Origin of the sequence: Streptomyces sp. NBC_01498, assembly GCF_036327775.1 — a bacterium.
Classification (GTDB): domain Bacteria; phylum Actinomycetota; class Actinomycetes; order Streptomycetales; family Streptomycetaceae; genus Streptomyces.
Window position 1 is genome coordinate 5,153,315 of the sequence record NZ_CP109598.1, and the last position, 16,460, is coordinate 5,169,774.

The 16,460-nt window shown below is 71.9% G+C and carries 10 protein-coding genes and 2 tRNA genes; 7 read left to right on the plus strand and 5 right to left on the minus strand.

Translation table 11 applies throughout. The features are described 5' to 3' along the window. Positions 1-26 precede the first annotated feature (26 nt). A complete protein-coding gene (locus tag OG875_RS22060) occupies positions 27-1,808 on the plus strand; it encodes a CocE/NonD family hydrolase (protein WP_330175950.1) in 1,782 nt (593 codons plus the stop codon). Positions 1,809-2,303: 495 nt separating this feature from the next. Here the strand turns inward: OG875_RS22060 and OG875_RS22065 are convergent, their stop codons facing one another. Next, a complete protein-coding gene (locus OG875_RS22065; RefSeq protein ID WP_443079280.1) occupies positions 2,304-3,017 on the minus strand; it encodes a SanA/YdcF family protein in 714 nt (237 codons plus the stop codon). Between the two features lie 141 nt (positions 3,018-3,158). On the opposite strand from OG875_RS22065, the gene OG875_RS22070 reads away from it, so the two are divergent. From OG875_RS22070 to OG875_RS22085, 4 genes are all read left to right on the plus strand, one after another. Then, entirely contained in the window at positions 3,159-4,490 is a 1,332-nt protein-coding gene (locus tag OG875_RS22070; protein WP_330175952.1) for a deoxyguanosinetriphosphate triphosphohydrolase, read from the plus strand. Positions 4,491-4,761: 271 nt separating this feature from the next. After that, positions 4,762-6,048 carry an NAD(P)/FAD-dependent oxidoreductase gene (locus tag OG875_RS22075; protein ID WP_330175953.1) on the plus strand — a complete coding sequence of 429 codons (1,287 nt, stop codon included), beginning with the start codon at positions 4,762-4,764 and terminating at the stop codon, positions 6,046-6,048. 161 nt (positions 6,049-6,209) lie between these two features. Then, entirely contained in the window at positions 6,210-8,135 is a 1,926-nt protein-coding gene (gene dnaG / locus OG875_RS22080) for a DNA primase (RefSeq protein ID WP_330175954.1), read from the plus strand. A gap of 197 nt (positions 8,136-8,332) precedes the next feature. Then, positions 8,333-9,607 (plus strand): RNA polymerase sigma factor, encoded by a 1,275-nt coding sequence (locus tag OG875_RS22085; RefSeq protein WP_443079168.1) that lies wholly within the window; start codon positions 8,333-8,335, stop codon positions 9,605-9,607. Positions 9,608-10,356: 749 nt separating this feature from the next. Here OG875_RS22085 and OG875_RS22090 read toward each other — a convergent pair. The 4 genes from OG875_RS22090 to OG875_RS22105 form a co-directional block, all read right to left on the minus strand. Beyond that, positions 10,357-12,291, minus strand: a complete 1,935-nt coding sequence (locus OG875_RS22090) for an ABC transporter ATP-binding protein (RefSeq protein ID WP_330175955.1) — start codon at positions 12,289-12,291, stop codon at positions 10,357-10,359. Beyond that, positions 12,291-14,024 carry an ABC transporter ATP-binding protein gene (locus tag OG875_RS22095; protein WP_330177852.1) on the minus strand — a complete coding sequence of 578 codons (1,734 nt, stop codon included), beginning with the start codon at positions 14,022-14,024 and terminating at the stop codon, positions 12,291-12,293. The genes OG875_RS22090 and OG875_RS22095 overlap by 1 nt, the downstream gene beginning before the upstream one ends. Positions 14,025-14,237: 213 nt before the next feature. After that, on the minus strand, positions 14,238-15,689 hold the full coding sequence (locus tag OG875_RS22100) for an FGGY family carbohydrate kinase (protein ID WP_330175956.1): 1,452 nt from the start codon (positions 15,687-15,689) through the stop codon (positions 14,238-14,240). A gap of 85 nt (positions 15,690-15,774) precedes the next feature. Then, the gene (locus OG875_RS22105) at positions 15,775-16,071 is read right to left on the minus strand and encodes a YtxH domain-containing protein (RefSeq protein WP_330175957.1); all 297 of its coding nucleotides are present in this window, start codon (positions 16,069-16,071) and stop codon (positions 15,775-15,777) included. A gap of 201 nt (positions 16,072-16,272) precedes the next feature. On the opposite strand from OG875_RS22105, the gene OG875_RS22110 reads away from it, so the two are divergent. Together OG875_RS22110 and OG875_RS22115 are read left to right on the plus strand one after the other, a co-directional pair. Then, a tRNA-Asn gene (locus OG875_RS22110) sits at positions 16,273-16,345 on the plus strand. 5 nt (positions 16,346-16,350) lie between these two features. Then, a tRNA-Asn gene (locus tag OG875_RS22115) sits at positions 16,351-16,423 on the plus strand. Positions 16,424-16,460 lie beyond the last annotated feature (37 nt).

The window sequence follows — 16,460 nt, forward strand, 5'->3', positions numbered from 1 at the left end:
CGGGGCCCCGCGAGCCGGAGAACACCATGAGCACCAAGGAGCGAGAGATGCCCGACCACGGCGACGCACGGCCGTTCCGGACCGAGATCGTCCACGGCATGCGCGTCGAATGGGACGTGCCCATCGAGATGGACGACGGGATCGTCCTGCGCGCGGACGTGTTCCGCCCGGTGGCCGACGGACCGGTGCCGGTGATCATGACGTACGGCCCGTACGCCAAGGGACTGCCCTTCGAACGCGGCTACCCCAGCGCCTGGGAGGCCATGGCGCGGGAGCACCCGGACACTGTGGCGGGCACCTCGAACACGTACCAGAACTGGGAGGTCGTCGACCCGGAGAAGTGGGTGCCGGACGGCTACGCGTGCGTACGCGTCGACTCGCGCGGCACCGGCCGCTCGCCCGGCCACGTCGACCCGTTCTCGCCGCGCGAGACCCGGGACTTCCACGACTGCGTCGAATGGGCGGGCACCCGCGACTGGAGCAACGGACGCGTCGGCCTCAACGGCATCTCCTACTACGCGATGAACCAGTGGCAGGTCGCCTCCCTGCGGCCCCCGCACCTGGCCGCGATCTGCCCCTGGGAGGGCGCGGCGGACTTCTACCGCGACGGCTCCTACCAGGGCGGCATCCGCTCCACGTTCTGGGACCACTGGTACGACATGCAGGTCAAGACCGTCCAGTACGGCGTGGGCGAGACCGGCGGACGCAACCCCAGCACGGGACAGCTCATCTGCGGCGACGACCTCCTCGACGCGGCCGAACTGGCCGCGAACCGCACCGACCTGGGCGCCGACATCGCCGCCCACCCCTTCTACGACAGCTACCACCGGGAGCGGTCGGCCGACTGGGACGCCATCGACGTACCCGTGCTGAGCTGCGGGAACTGGGGCGGCCAGGGACTGCATCTGCGGGGCAACGTGGAGGGCTTCGTCCGGGCCGGGACCGGCGCCAAGTGGCTGGAGATGCACGGCCACGCGCACTGGCCGCTGTTCTACACGGACTACGGCGTCGACCTCCAGAAGAGGTTCTTCGACCGCTATCTGAAGGACGAGGCCAACGGCTGGGAGGACCGCCCGGCGGTCCAGCTCCAGATCCGGCACGTCGACGCGACCTTCACCGAGCGCGGCGAGGACGCCTGGCCGCTGCCGTCCACCCGGTGGACCACCCTCCACTTGGACGCCGACGGCCCGTCCCTCGCGGCCGGGGCACCGGCCGGCCCGGCGTCGGCCGGGTTCGACGCGCTCGGCGACGGGGTGGAGTTCAGCACCCCGCCGCTCACCGAGGACACCGAGATCACCGGCCCGCTGGCGGCCCGGCTGTACATCTCCAGCGACACCACGGACGCCGACCTGTTCCTCGTCGTACGCGTCTACGCGCCCGACGGCGAGGAGGTCGTCTTCCAGGGCGCGCTCGACCCGCACACCCCCGTCGCCCAGGGCTGGCTCCGCGCGTCGCGCCGCCGCCTGGACCCGGAACTGTCCACCCCGTACCGCCCGTACCACACGCACGACCGGGCCGAACCGCTGGAGCCGGGGCAGGTCTACGCGCTGGACATCGAGATCCTGCCGACCTGTCTGGTCGTCCCGGCGGGCCACCGGATCGCGCTCCAGGTACGCGGCCGGGACTACGTCTACCCGGGCGAGAGCGCCCGCCTGTCCAACCTGAAGAACGACCTGACGGGCTGCGGGCCGTTCCTGCACAACGACGACCACGACCGGGTACCGGGCACGTACGACGGCCGCACCACCGTCCACACGGGCGGCGACCACGCCTCGTACCTTCTGCTGCCGGTGATTCCGGAGCGGTAGCCGCCGGGGGCCGACGGGACGGGCCGTTCGACGCGTGCCGGGCGTACGCCGAACTCCCGCGTCCGGGAGGCGGGCCGAGCGCTGTGAAGCGCCATGATCCCGCCTGCGGGCTGCGGCCTGTGGCTTGTCCGTTTGCCTGTCCGCCTGTCCACCTGTCCGCCTGTCCGCCTGTCCGCCCGTTTGCCGGTCTGCCGTCCGGATGCCCGTATGTCTGCCTGTCCGACGGTGACGGTGTCCGCCGGAAGGTGGAAGGTGGGCCGCCGAGCCGGAGGAGACCCCCGCCGAAGGCCGGGGGTCTCCTCCGGTCCTCAGCCGTGTCCCGGCACGGTGTCTCCCGGTCCTCAGCCGTGTCCCGGCACGGTGTCTCCCGGTCCTCAGCCGTGTCCCGGCACGGTGTCTCCCGGTCCTCAGCCGTGTCCCGGCACGGTGTCTCCCGGCACGAAGGTGACGTCGCCGCCTCGTACCCGCCGAGCCTCTCCGTGCGGCCGGCGCCCGTCAGGGCGCCCCGTCCGCCAGCGCCTCCGTCACGCCCGGTTCGGCCGGGCCGAGGAAGTGGGGGTCCGGGCGGGTCAGCGCGTCCAGGGCGGCCTTCCCGGCGGCGGCGAGTTCGCGGACCCCGCCGTAGTACCAGGTCACATCCCGCCGTTCGGCGACCCCGACCCCGTACGAGTCCACGCCCGCCGCCCGGCAGAGCGCCACCGCGCGGCGTACGTGGAAGTCCTGCGTCACCAGCACCGCCCGCTCCACCCCGAAGATCTTCCGGGCCCGCACACACGAGTCCCAGGTGTCGAAGCCCGCGAAATCGCTGACGATCCGCCCGTCCGGCACCCCACGGGCCGTCAGATACGCCCGCATGGCGTCCGGTTCGTCGTACTCCTCGCGGCTGTTGTCCCCGGTGACGAGCACGACCCGCACCTTCCCGCTCTCGTACAGAGCAGCCGCCGCGTCCAGCCGGTGCGCCAGATACGGCGTCGGCGCGCCGTCCCGCAGCCCCGCCCCGAACACCACGGCGACCTCCCGCGCGGGCACGTCGGCGGCCGTACGCACCCGGGCGTCGGCCGTCATACGCATCCAGGTCGCGGGGACCAACGCCAGCACGCACCCGAGCACGACGACCCGCACCCCGCGCCGCCGCCCCTGCCGCGTCCTCGGCATACGCGGCCGTGGCAGCCGCGGCAACGTCTTCGGCAGCCGCGGCATCCTCGGCATGTTCATGAACTCCCGTCGTCCCTCCGGAATGGGTGTCCCCGCACCCCGCACCCCGTACGACGCCCGGCGGCGCGGAAGAGTTCACCGCTCACCGCCCCCTGCGTGCGCGCCCCGGGTGCCGGGCCCGGTTACGGTCGACCCATGGAAGGCATCACCGCACCTCAGCCCGCAAGCGCCTACGACGAGGCGGACACCGCGCGATTCTCGGCCGAGCCCGACAAGCGCCCCGGCCGCACCGCCTTCCAGCGCGACCGCGCCCGTGTCCTGCACTCCTCGGCCCTGCGCCGGCTCGCGGGCAAGACCCAGGTGGTGACCCCCGGCTCGCAGAGTCAGGAGTGGGACGCCAGCCCGCGTACCCGGCTGACCCACTCGCTGGAGTGCGCCCAGGTGGGCCGCGAACTCGGTGCCGCGCTCGGCTGCGACCCGGACCTGGTGGAGACGGCGTGCCTCGCGCACGACATGGGCCACCCGCCGTTCGGCCACAACGGCGAACAGGTCCTGAACGACTTCGCCAAGGACTGCGGCGGCTTCGAGGGCAACGCCCAGTCGCTGCGGCTGCTCACCCGCATCGAGCCGAAGCGTTTCGTCCGCGCCGAATCCGTCACTCAGGACACGGCGCCGGAGAGCGACGGCGGCCGGCTCGTCAGCGTCGGCCTCAACCTCACCCGCGCCGCCCTCGACGCCGCCACCAAGTACCCCTGGCCCCAGGGCGCCCACCCCACCGACCCCGGCTCGGTGAAGTTCGGCGTGTACGAGGACGACCTGCCGGTCTTCCGATGGGCCAGGCGCGGCGCCCCGCCGAACCGCACCTGCTTCGAGGCGCAGGTCATGGACTGGGCCGACGACGTCGCGTACTCGGTGCACGACGTCGAGGACGGCCTGCACGCCGGCCACATCGACCCGGCGGCCCTGCTCTCGCCCGTCGAACGCGACGAGATCTGGGCCGTCGCGATCGGCCGCTACGTCCCGCACGACACCGACCCGGGGCAACTGGCCGCCGCGCTCGACCGGCTCGTCGCCCAGGAGTGGTGGCCGCACGGCTACGACGGGACGGCGTACGCCCAGGCCGGGCTCAAGAACGCCACCAGTCAGCTCATCGGCCGGTTCTGTCTCGCCGCCGAGGGCGCGACCCGGTCGGAGTACGGCACCGGCCGGCTCACCCGGTACGGTGCCTCGCTCGTCGTCCCGCGCGAGGCCCGCGACGAGTGCGCCGTACTGAAGGCCGTCGCCCACCGCTACGTGATGCAGCGCGCCGACCAGGAGTCGCTGCGCGCGGATCAGCGCATCGTCCTGGCGGAACTCGCGTGGACCCTGACCGCCCGTGCGCCGGAGGGCCTGGACCCCCAGTTCCGGGCGCTGTTCGAGACGGCGGCCGACGACCGCGCGCGCAAACGTGTGATCGTCGACCAGATCGCCTCGCTCACGGACGCGGCGGCCCGCTCCCTGCACACGACACTGACGGGACGCGGCTGACCACCCCCGGGCCGCACCCGCGGCCCCGCCGTCCCGCACCCCCGCCGTCCGCGCGCCCGTCATCCCGCGCCCGGCATTCCGCACGCGTCATCCCGCACCCGTCATATTCGGCCAACACCCCGAACCGGCCGAGCCGCCCCCTCCCGGGGTGACGCGTGTAGCAAGGTAGCCACATCAAGCCGGAACCATGCCCGTGGAGCCTCCCCCCTTTCGCCATCACGCTCCGTGCGGGACGCTCACAGATGGCGGCAGCGTAACGAGGAGGCATCAAGTGGTCGACGCACATCGGACATTCGTCATCGTCGGCGGCGGGCTGGCCGGGGCGAAGGCCGCGGAAACCCTCCGCTCCGACGGATTCACCGGCCGAGTGATCGTCATCGGGGACGAGGGAGACCACCCCTACGAACGCCCCCCGCTGTCCAAGGGCTATCTGACCGGCAAGGAGGAACGCGACAGCGTCCACGTCCACGACGCCGCCTGGTACGCCCAGAACCGGGTCGAGCTCCACCTCGGCCAGACCGTCACCGGCATCGACCGCGACACCCGCTGCGTCCACCTCGGCGACGGCACCTCCGTGCGCTACGACAAACTGCTCCTGGCCACCGGCTCCGAACCCCGCCGCCTCGACATCCCCGGCACCGACCTCGCGGGCGTCCACCATCTGCGCCGCCTCGCCCACGCCGACCGGCTGCGGCAGGTCCTCACCACCCTCGGCCGCGACAACGGCCATCTGGTCGTCGCCGGCGGCGGCTGGATCGGTCTGGAGGTGGCCGCCGCGGCCCGTGGTTACGGCGCCGAGGTCACCGTCGTCGAGCCGTACCCCACCCCGCTGCACCAGGTCGTCGGCCCCGAACTGGGCGAGTTCTTCACCGAACTGCACACCGGTCACGGCGTCCGGTTCCACTTCGGCGCCCGGCTCACCGAGATCGTCGGCCAGGACGGGATGGTGCTGGCCGTGCGGACCGACGACGGCGAGGAGCACCCGGCGCACGACGTGCTCGCCGCGATCGGCGCCGCGCCCCGCACCGGCCTCGCCGAGGCCGCCGGACTCGACATGATCGGCCGCGAGGAGGGCGGCGGCATCGCCGTCGACCTCGCCCTGCGCACCTCCGACCCGGACATCTACGCCGCCGGGGACGTGGCCTCCGTGCCGTACACGCTCCCCGGCACCGACCTGCCGACGGACCGGCTGCGCGTCGAGCACTGGGCCAACGCGCTCAACGGCGGTCCCGCCGCCGCCCGTTCGATGCTCGGCCAGGACGTGACGTACGACCGGGTGCCGTACTTCTTCTCCGACCAGTACGACCTGGGCCTGGAGTACTCGGGCTGGGCCCCGCCCGGCAGCTACGACCAGGTGGTCGTGCGCGGCGACGCGGGAAAGCGCGAGTTCATCGCCTTCTGGCTCAAGGACCGCCGGGTGCTCGCCGGGATGAACGTCAACGTGTGGGACGTCACCGGCGACATCCAGCGGCTCATCCGCTCCGGCGCCCGGCTCGACCTCGACGCGCTCACCGACCCGGCGGCCCCGCTGGACACCCTCGGCACCTCCGGCGGCTGAGCGGCCGGGGCCGGCCGGGGCCGGTCGGGGGCAGCCGGGGGCGGTCGGCCCGGACGGGCATACGGAACCGGTCCCGGTGACCGGCCCACGGGATCGGTCGCCGGGACCGGTCACCGGGACGGGCGTACGCGACTGTCGGCGCACCCCCGTAGAATCCTGGCGTGGCGGGCAGGATCAACGACGACGACGTGAAGGTGGTTCGGGACGCGGTCCCGATCGACTCCGTCGTGTCCGAGTATCTGCAACTGCGCCCGGCCGGCGGCGGCAATCTGAAGGGCCTGTGCCCCTTCCACGACGAGAAGTCCCCGTCCTTCCAGGTCAGTCCGAGCAAGGGTCTCTTCCACTGCTTCGGCTGCCAGGAGGGCGGGGACACCATCGCCTTCGTGATGAAGATCGACCATCTCTCCTTCTCCGAGACGGTCGAGCGCCTCGCCGCCAGGGCGGGCATCACCCTGCGCTACGAGGACGGCGGGTACAACCCCTCCCACCAGCGCGGCGAGCGCATCCGCCTGGTGGAGGCGCACCAGGCGGCGGCCGAGTTCTACGTGGAACGGCTGGGCGGCGAGGAGGCCGGGATCGGCCGCCAGTTCCTCGCCGAACGGGGCTTCGACCAGGCGGCGGCCGAGCACTTCGGCGTGGGCTACAGCCCGGCCGGCTGGGACCATCTGACCCGCTACCTGCGCGGAAAGGGCTTCAGCGACAAGGAGTTGCTGCTCGCCGGGCTCGCCCAGGACGGCCGCCGGGGCCCGATCGACCGTTTCCGCGGCCGGCTGATGTGGCCCATCCGCGACATCTCGGGCGATGTCGTCGGCTTCGGCGCACGCAAACTGCGCGACGACGACAACGGGCCGAAGTATCTGAACACCCCGGACACCGCGATCTACAAGAAGTCGCAGGTGCTGTACGGGGTGGACCTGGCCAAGAAGGACATCGCCAAGGCCAGCCGCGCGGTGGTGGTCGAGGGGTACACGGACGTGATGGCCTGCCATCTGGCGGGCATCACCACCGCCATCGCCACCTGCGGCACGGCGTTCGGCACCGACCACATCAAGATCCTGCGCCGTCTGCTGATGGACAACGGCAGCGCGCGGGTGATCTTCACCTTCGACGGTGACGCGGCGGGCCAGAAGGCAGCGCTGCGCGCCTTCGAGGACGACCAGAAGTTCGCCGCTGAGACCTACATCGCCATCGCCCCCGACGGCATGGACCCGTGCGAACTGCGGCTCAACAAGGGCGACGCGGCCGTCCAGGACCTGGTGGAGCCGCGTACCCCGCTCTTCGAGTTCGCGATCCGCCAGATCGTCTCCCGGTACGACCTGGAGACCCCGGCGGGCCGCGCCTCCGCGCTGGACGAGGCCGGCCCCATCGTGGCCCGGATCAAGAACGGCGCCTCGCAGCACGAGGTCGCCGTCCAGCTCGCCGGCATCCTCGGCATCCTGGACACCCAGTTCGTGGTCAAACGCGTGGCGCAGATGGCCCGTTGGGCGCGCGACCGGGGCGGACGCGGACCGGCCGGACCGGCGTCCGAGCGCGGCGGCAGGCCGGGCGGACCGGCGTCCGCGTACGACTCCGCAGGCACCTCCGCCTCCTCCTCCGGCCCCGCGCTCAACCTCCGCAGCCCCGCCCACCGCACCGAGCGCGAGCTCCTGAAGCTCGCCCTCCAGCGCCCGGAGCTGGTCTCCCCGGCCTTCGACGCGTACGGCGTGGACGAGTTCACCGCCCCGCCCTACGCGGCCGTCCGCCGCGCCGTCGAGGACGCGGGCGGCGCCGAGCGGGGCACGGCCTCCGCGCCGGAGTATCTGGCCGGGGTCCGGGAGGCCGCGCCGAACGACGCCGTGCGCGCGCTGGTCACGGAGCTGGCGGTGGAGGTCTTCCACGGCAAGACGATCGACGAGGCGTACGCGGGGGAGCAGCTGGTACGGGTCCGGCTGCGGGCCGTCGACATCCGGATCCACGAGGTGACGGGCACGCTGGCCCGGCTGGGATCGGGCCAGGACCCGGAGCGGCAGCAGGCGGTGCAGAACGAGCTGTGGGTGCTCCAGCAGTACCGCCAGTCCCTGCGCAACAGCGGCGCCGCGGCCCTCTGACGGTGGTCCGCCGGACCGCCGGGCACGGCTCGACCACCTCCGCCGTCCCTTCCGGCCCACCCGCCCCGACTCCCGCCGTTTCAAACATTCTCCGGTAACCGCCCGGTTACGCACGGGACTCAGAAAGTCCACGCACACCCCTCGTGGCGGCCGTGTGTGGTACGCCACACTGGCTGCGGTGCCTGTGTTCTCGGAGCGTGGCCGGCCCACCCACCGTGGGCCTCTCACCCCCCGCGGATCCGCTCATCGTGTACGGGACCGACGGCGGCCCGGCCGCCCACGTCCCGCTGCCGCACACCCCCGATCCGGCAGCGATCACCCTGGAGGCCGCGCCCGTGCAGAGCCAGACCCCGACCCTGACCGAGTCCCTCACGACGTCGCCGGCCGACACCGGCCTGGCGCCGGGGATTCCCTCGCAGAGCCGCGCCGCGCACCACCCCGAGACGGTCCCGGCCGCCGGGCCCGTGCCGGGCGCGTTCCCGGAGATCGTCGTCGAGGACCCGGTGCGTCTCCACGAGATCCCGGACCGCTCCGGTCCGCGCGGCAGGGCCGACAGCGCCGGGCCCTCCTCCGACCTCTTCCGGCAGTATCTGCGCGAGATCGGACGCATCCAACTGCTCACCGCCGTCGAGGAGGTGGAGCTCGCACGCCGCGTCGAGGCGGGCCTGTTCGCCGAGGAGAAGCTGGGCACCACCCCCGACCTGGACTCCCGGCTCGCCCTCGATCTCGACCGGCTCGTGGTGCTCGGCCGGATGGCCAAACGCCGGCTGATCGAGGCGAACCTGCGGCTCGTGGTCTCCGTCGCCAAGCGCTACGTCGGCCGCGGACTGACGATGCTCGACCTCGTCCAGGAGGGCAATCTCGGTCTGATCCGGGCCGTGGAGAAGTTCGACTACGCGCGCGGCTACAAGTTCTCCACGTACGCCACGTGGTGGATCCGCCAGGCGATGTCCCGCGCCCTCGCCGACCAGGCCCGGACGATCCGGGTCCCCGTCCATGTGGTCGAGCTGATCAACCGGGTCGTCCGCGTCCAGCGCCGCATGCTCCAGGAACGCGGCTACGAACCGACCCACGAAGAGGTCGCCGCCCAGCTGGACCTGACCGCCGAACGCGTCGGCGAAGTGCTGCGGCTCGCCCAGGAACCCGTCTCCCTGCACGCCCCGGTGGGGGAGGAGGACGACGTCGCGTTCGGCGACCTGATCGAGGACGGCGACGCGGCCTCCCCCGTGGAGTCGGCGGCCTTCCTGCTGCTCCGCGAACATCTGGAGGTGGTCCTCTCCACCCTGGGCGAGCGCGAACGCAAGGTCGTCCAGCTCCGCTACGGCCTGGCGGACGGCCGCCCGCGCACGCTGGAGGAGATCGGCGGGATCTTCGGCGTGACCCGCGAACGCATCCGGCAGATCGAGTCCAAGACCCTCGGCAAACTGCGCGACCACGCCTTCGCGGACCAACTCCGCGGCTACCTCGACTGACCGCCCCCGCCCGCCTCACCCGTCCCGCGCCACCGGCCCCGGCCACCGGCCGGGACGGGCTTCACGGGCGGGACCCGGACCTGGGTGGTACCCGGACCTGGGTGGTACCCAGGCCCTGGCGGGGCGGGGCGGGGCGGGGCGGTACCCGCATCTGGGCGCGGCGAGACCCGGACGGGGCGGAACCCCGATCCGGGCAGGATCCGGACCGGACGGACCCGTGCCCGGTTGGGACGAGATCCCGAACCGGGCGGATCCGGGCCCGGACGGTCCCGGGCCCGTACCCGGCCAGGACGGACCCGGACGTGGGCGGTACCCGCGTCTGGGCGCGGCGAGACCCGGCCGGGACGGAACCCCGAACCGGGCAGGATCCGGGCCCCGGCGGGCCCGGGCAGGAACCGAGCGGACCCGGGGGCCCGAACCCGGCCGGGACGGACCCGGACCTGGGCGGCGCAAGATCCGGATGGGACGAGACCCCGATCCGGGCAGGATCCGGACCGGACGGAACCGGGCTCGGACGGTCCCGGGCCCGTACCTGGCCAGGACAGACCCGGACGTGGGCGGTACCCGCATCTGGGCACGGCGAGACCCGGCCGGGGCGGACCCGGACCTGGGCGGCGCAAGATCCGGATGGGACGAGACCCCGATCCGGGCAGGATCCGGACCGGACGGTCCCGAGTACCGTCCGGGCCCGTACCCGGCCGGGACGGACCTGGGCCCGGACGGTAGCCGGGCCCGCACCCCGCCAGGACCTAGTCCACCTCCGCGACCGCCTGGGCGAACTGGGCCGCGTACAGCCGCGCGTAGGCGCCCTCCGCCGCCAGCAGCCCCTCGTGCGTGCCCTGTTCGACGATCGCGCCGCTCTCCATCACCAGGATCACGTCCGCGTCCCTGATCGTGGACAGCCGGTGCGCGATCACGAAACTCGTCCGCCCGTGCGCCAGTTGGGCCATCGCCTTCTGGATCAGCACCTCGGTCCGGGTGTCCACCGAGCTCGTCGCCTCGTCCAGCACCAGGATCAGCGGATCCGACAGGAACGCCCGCGCGATCGTGATGAGCTGCTTCTCGCCCGCGCTGACCCCCGTCCCCTCGTCGTCGATCACCGTCTCGTACCCGTCGGGCAGCGTGCGTATGAACCGGTCCGCGTGGGCCGCCCGCGCCGCCTCCTCGATCTCCTCGCGGCCGACCTCGCGCGCGGCGCCGTACGCGATGTTCTCCGCGATCGTGCCGCCGAACAGCCAGGTGTCCTGGAGGACCATGCCGATGCGCGAGCGGAGATCCTCCCGCGCGATGGTGGCGATGTCGATGTCGTCCAGACGTATTCGCCCGGCCGTCACCTCGTAGAACCGCATCAGCAGGTTGACCAGCGTCGTCTTGCCCGCGCCCGTCGGGCCGACGATCGCCACTGTCTGCCCCGGCTCCACCGACAGCGACAGATCGTCGATGAGCGGCTTCTCCGGCTCGTAGCGGAACGCCACACCCTCCAGCGACACCCGCCCCCGCAGCTCGTGGGGCCGCTCGGCCCGGGGAGCGTCCTTCTCCTGCTCGTCCGCGTCCAGCAGTTCGAAGATCCGCTCGGCGGACGCCACCCCGGACTGGACGAGGTTGGCCATCGACGCCACCTGCGTCAGCGGCATCGAGAACTGCCGCGAGTACTGGATGAACGCCTGCACATCACCGATGGACAGCGTGCCCGACGCGACGCGCAGCCCGCCGACCACCGCCACCAGCACATAGTTGAGATTGGATATGAAGAACATCAGCGGCTGCATGACCCCGCTGTTGAACTGGGCCTTGAAGCCCGCCTCGTACAGCGCCTCGTTCTGCTCCTGGAACGCCCGCGCCGACTCGTCCTGCCGCCCGAAGACCTTCACCAGGGCGTGCCCCGTGTACATCTCCTCGACATGGCCGTTGAGGGTGCCCGTGGACTTCCACTGCTGCACGAAGTGCGGCTGTGAGAGCTTGCCGATCTTCGTCGCCACCAGCACCGACAGCGGCACGGTCACCAGTGCGACCAGCGCCAGCAGCGGCGAGATCCACAGCATCATGCCCAGCACGCCGACGATCGTCAGCAGGGAGTTGATGAGCTGCCCCATCGTCTGCTGGAGCGTCTGGGAGATGTTGTCGACATCGTTCGTCGCCCGGCTCAGCACCTCGCCGCGCTGCTGGCGGTCGAAGTACGACAGCGGCAGCCGCGACAGCTTTGCCTGTACGTCCTCGCGCATCCGGTAGACGGTGTGATTGATGACCCGGATCGACAGCCGGGTCGACACCAGCATCAGCAGCCCCGCCGCGACATACACCGCCAGCGCCACCAGCAGGACCCGGCCCACCGCGTCGAAGTCGATGCCCTGCCCCGGTGTGAAGTCCACCCCGGAGAGCAGGTCGGCGAGCCCGTTGTCGCCGTCCTCCCGCAGCCGGGAGACCGTCTCCGCCTTGCTGGCACCTTCCGGCGTCTGCCGGCCGACGATGCCCGCGAAGATCAGGTCGGTCGCCGAGCCGAGGATCTTCGGACCGACCACCGAGGCCGCGACGCTCAGCACACCGGCGAAGAGCATCCACCACAGGGTGGTCTTCTCCCGGGTCAGCTGACGCAGCAGCCGTTTGCTCGACCCCTTGAAATCCATCGACCGCTGCGTGGGAGCTCCCGCGCCCGCGGCCATCGCGCGTCCACCAGGACCGCTCATCAGGCCGCCTCCGCCTCGGTCAGCTGGGAGAGCACGATCTCCCGATAGGTCTCATTTCCGGCCATCAGTTCGTGATGGCGTCCTTCACCGACCACCCGGCCCTCGTCCATGACGATGATCCGGTCGGCGTCGCGGATGGTCGACACCCGCTGGGCGACGATCACCACCGTCGCCTCGGCGGTCTCCCGCGCCAGGGCGGCACGCAGCGCCGCGTCCGTCGCGTAGTCCAGGGCGGAGAACGAGTCGTCGAACAGATAGATCTCCGGCCGCTGCACCAGCGTGCGCGCGATGGCGAGGCGCTGGCGCTGCCCGCCGGAGACGTTCGTGCCGCCCTGCGCGATCGGCGCGTCCAACCCGCCCTCCAGCGCGGTGACGAACTCCTTGGCCTGCGCGATCTCCAGCGCGTGCCACAGCTCCTCGTCGGTCGCGTCCGGCTTGCCGTACCGCAGATTCGTCGCCACCGTCCCGGAGAACAGATAGGGCTTCTGCGGCACCAGACCGACCGTCCCGGCCAGCAGGGCCGGGTCCAGACCCCGTACGTCCTCGCCGTCCACCAGGACCTCGCCGGCGGTCGCGTCGACCAGCCGGGGCACCAGGCTCAGCAGGGTCGACTTACCGCTGCCCGTCGAGCCGATGACGGCGGTCGTCTCGCCCGGCCGCGCGGTCAGGGACACCTCACGGAGCACCGGCTCCTCGGCCCCCGGATAGCGGAACTCCGCGCCCCGCACCTCCAGATGACCGTGCCGGCGCAGCGTACGCACCGGGTCCTTCGGCGGTACGACACTGGACCGGGTGTCCAGCACTTCCTCGATGCGCTCCGCGCACACCTCGGCACGCGGCACCATCATGAACATGAAGGTGGCCATCATCACGGCCATCACGATCTGCATCAGATAGGCGAGGAACGCGGTCAGCGCCCCGATCTGCATCCCGCCGCTGTCGATGCGCTGGGCACCGAACCAGACGACGGCCACCGACGACACGTTGACGATCGTCATCACGATCGGGAACATCAGCGCCATCAGCCGCCCGGTCGCCAACTGCATCTCGGTCAGCCCGGTGTTGGCCTCCTTGAACCGGCCCTTCTCGTACTCGTCGCGCACGAAGGCCCGGATCACGCGGTTGCCGGTGATCTGCTCGCGCAGCACCCGGTTCACCGTGTCGAGCCGCTCCTGCATGGTGCGGAACAGCGGGCGCATCCGTTTCACGATCAGACTGACGGCGATCCCGAGAACCGGTACGACGGCCAGCAGCACCGCCGACAGCGGCACGTCCTGCCCCAGCGCCATGACGATGCCGCCGACGCACATGATCGGGGCCGACACCATGAGCGTGAACGACATCAGCACCAGCATCTGCACCTGCTGGACGTCGTTGGTCGTCCGCGTGATCAGCGAGGGCGCCCCGAACTGGCCGACCTCGCGCGCGGAGAAGCTCTGCACCCGGTCGAAGATCGCGGCCCGGACGTCACGCCCGAGGGCCGAGGCGGTACGCGCGCCGTAGTAGACGGCGCCTATCTGGCCGAGGACCTGCGCGACGCTGACGGCGATCATCAGACCGCCGAACCGGATGATGTAGCCCGTGTCCCCCGTGACGACACCGTTGTCGATGATGTCGGCGTTGAGGGTGGGCAGATAGAGGCTGGCGCAGGTCTGAAGCAGCTGGAGCGCCACCAGCAGGACGATGGCCCCCCGGTAGGGGGCCAGATGGGTTCTCAGTAGTCGTAGCAGCACGTGCTGTCTCTCGGGCTCGGCAAGATCGGAGGGGGTCGCCCCCATCCTGCGACACTCCGCCCGCCGGAACCCAAGGGTTTTCCACAAAGGACCGGTCAAGAACGACAATCAGCCCGGGACCTGCCTACATCTCCGGCCGGCACCCCCGCCCGGACCTCCCGCCGGTCGCCTCCGCGCCGACACGCTGACCGTCCCTCGCCGGCTTCCCCGCGTCTACATCCCCGGCAGCGACGCGAACGCGCCCGGGTGGATCTGCTCCCGGGCGGCCGTGTACTGCTGCCGCACCGCGCCGCCCACCGCCGCCTCCTCGCCCGCCTCGAAGGACTGCCCCGCCGCCCCGCCCCAGTCGGGCGGGCTGTGCGGCGACAGCGTGTTCCGCGACACCCCCAGCGCCCACGCGGCCTGCCGCGCCGCCCCCAGCGCCGCGTACTCCGCCGGCTCGGGCACCACCACCTGCGCCCCGAAGATCCCCGGCGCACACGTCCGTACCGCCGGCAGCCCGGCCGCCGCGCCCAGCAGGAACACCCGCCGCACCTCGACGCCGCGCCCCCGCACCACGTCCATCGCGTCGGCCAGCGAACAGAGCATCCCCTCGAACGCCGCCCTCGCCAGGTGCTCCGGCTTCATCGACTCCCGCCGCAGACCGGTCAACGTGCCCGCCGTGTGCGGCAGTTGCGGCGTCTTCTCACCCTCCAGATAGGGCAGGAAGACCAGACCCGACGAGCCCGGCGTGGACTTGAGCGCCAGCTCCGACAGCTCCTCCAGGTCCTCGGTCCCCAGCAGCTCGGCCGTCCCGCGCAGCGCCCGCACGGCGTTGAGCGTGTGCACGACCGGCAGATGCATCCCCGTGGCGTCGGCGAACGACGTGATCATCCCGGAGGGGTCCGCCAGCGCCTCGTGGTGCACGGTCATCACCGACCCCGAGGCCCCCAGCGACACGACCGCGTCCCCGATCCCGACCCCGAGCCCGAACGCGGCGGCCATGGTCTCGCCCGTACCCGCCGAGATCAGCAGCCCCTCGGGCGTCGTCCCCGCCGCCTCGGCCGGACCCAGCACCTCCGGCAGCGCCGCCTGGTGACCCAGCGCGAGCTCCATCAGATCCGGCCGGTACGCACCCGTACGGGCGGACCAGAAACCGGAACCGGACGCCGCGCCCCGGTCCGTCGTCCGCCGGGCCGGCCGGCCGAGCAACTGCCACACCAGCCAGTCGTGCGGCTGGAGGATCATCGCCGTACGCCGCGCCGCGTCCGGCTCGTGCCGGGCCAGCCAGCGCAGTTTCGCCACGGGCTGTGCGGACTGCGGCACCGACCCCACGGCCTCGGCCCAGGCCCGTCGCCCGCCGAGCGCGTCGACCAGATCGGCGGCGGCGACCTGCGCGCGCTTGTCGTTGCCGAGGAGCGCCGGACGTACGAGATTGCCCGACTGGTCCAGCGGTACGAGCCCGTGCTGCTGCGCGGCCACACCGATGGCCTCCACACCCTCCAGCAGCCCGCCGCCCGCGGCCTCGCCGAGCGACAGCAGCCATACCTGCGGATCGACCTCGGTGGCCTTGGGATCGACGGGATGCGCCGCGTACCCCTGCCGCAGCACTGCACCACTGTCCGCGTCACACACGACGATGCGGGTGGCTCCCGACGAACTGTCCAATCCGGCGACTATTCCCATGCCACCCGATTCTGCCGCACGCACGGGACGGCGGCGTCTGCCGGGACCGCTCCGGCCACCGGCGGACGCCGCCCTCGGTCACGTCTCAGGTGTTGGTGGTGCCCCAGTCGTCCTCACCGCTGCCGTTCCGCGAGCGCAGCGACCGGACCCGGTCGGCGACGGAGCCGGGAACCTTGTCCCCGACCAGGTCGCTCATCGAGTGGTACGCCTTGCCCGCGTACTCACGCCCGGACAGCGCGGCCGTCTCGGCGGCGTTGCGGACGGCGGGGTTCTGCGAGATCCGGTTCGCGGACTTCTTGAGCTGCTCGTAGCGCTCGCGCCCGGCCCTGGTTCCCAGTACGTAACCGACAGCCAGTCCCGCGATGAACGTGAGGCGCCGCATGGTCTGCCACCCTTCTTTGGTTCGTTGGCATCGGACCTTGAGCCGTGAGGTCCGCCTACCCGCCAGGCCCGGGCTCACCCAGTGTGATCCGGCGGGATACCGATTGGCGGAGCACCCCCCTGCTTGCGCTAATGTATGTGTCGCAGCGAACGTCCGCCGCCCGGCAGAGCCGGGTGGGTGCGTTCGGGGCACCCGCAGCAATCCCCTGTAGCTCAATTGGCAGAGCAGCCGGCTGTTAACCGGCAGGTTACTGGTTCGAGTCCAGTCGGGGGAGCGCGATCTCCTGTAGCTCAATTGGCAGAGCATTCGGCTGTTAACCGGAGGGTTGCTGGTTCGAGTCCAGCCGGGAGAGCAGCGACAAGAAGAGGACCCCTCGGGGTCCTCTTCTT

Bases quoted from the DNA above. Each gene is read 5' to 3' on its own strand.
- OG875_RS22105 (WP_330175957.1), bottom strand. From the start codon at position 16,071: ATGCGGCGCCTCACGTTCATCGCGGGACTGGCTGTCGGTTACGTACTG.
- OG875_RS22065 (WP_443079280.1), bottom strand. From the start codon at position 3,017: ATGCCGAGGATGCCGCGGCTGCCGAAGACGTTGCCGCGGCTGCCACGG.
- OG875_RS22100 (WP_330175956.1), bottom strand. From the start codon at position 15,689: ATGGGAATAGTCGCCGGATTGGACAGTTCGTCGGGAGCCACCCGCATC.
- OG875_RS22090 (WP_330175955.1), bottom strand. From the start codon at position 12,291: ATGAGCGGTCCTGGTGGACGCGCGATGGCCGCGGGCGCGGGAGCTCCC.
- OG875_RS22060 (WP_330175950.1), top strand. From the start codon at position 27: ATGAGCACCAAGGAGCGAGAGATGCCCGACCACGGCGACGCACGGCCG.
- OG875_RS22070 (WP_330175952.1), top strand. From the start codon at position 3,159: ATGGAAGGCATCACCGCACCTCAGCCCGCAAGCGCCTACGACGAGGCG.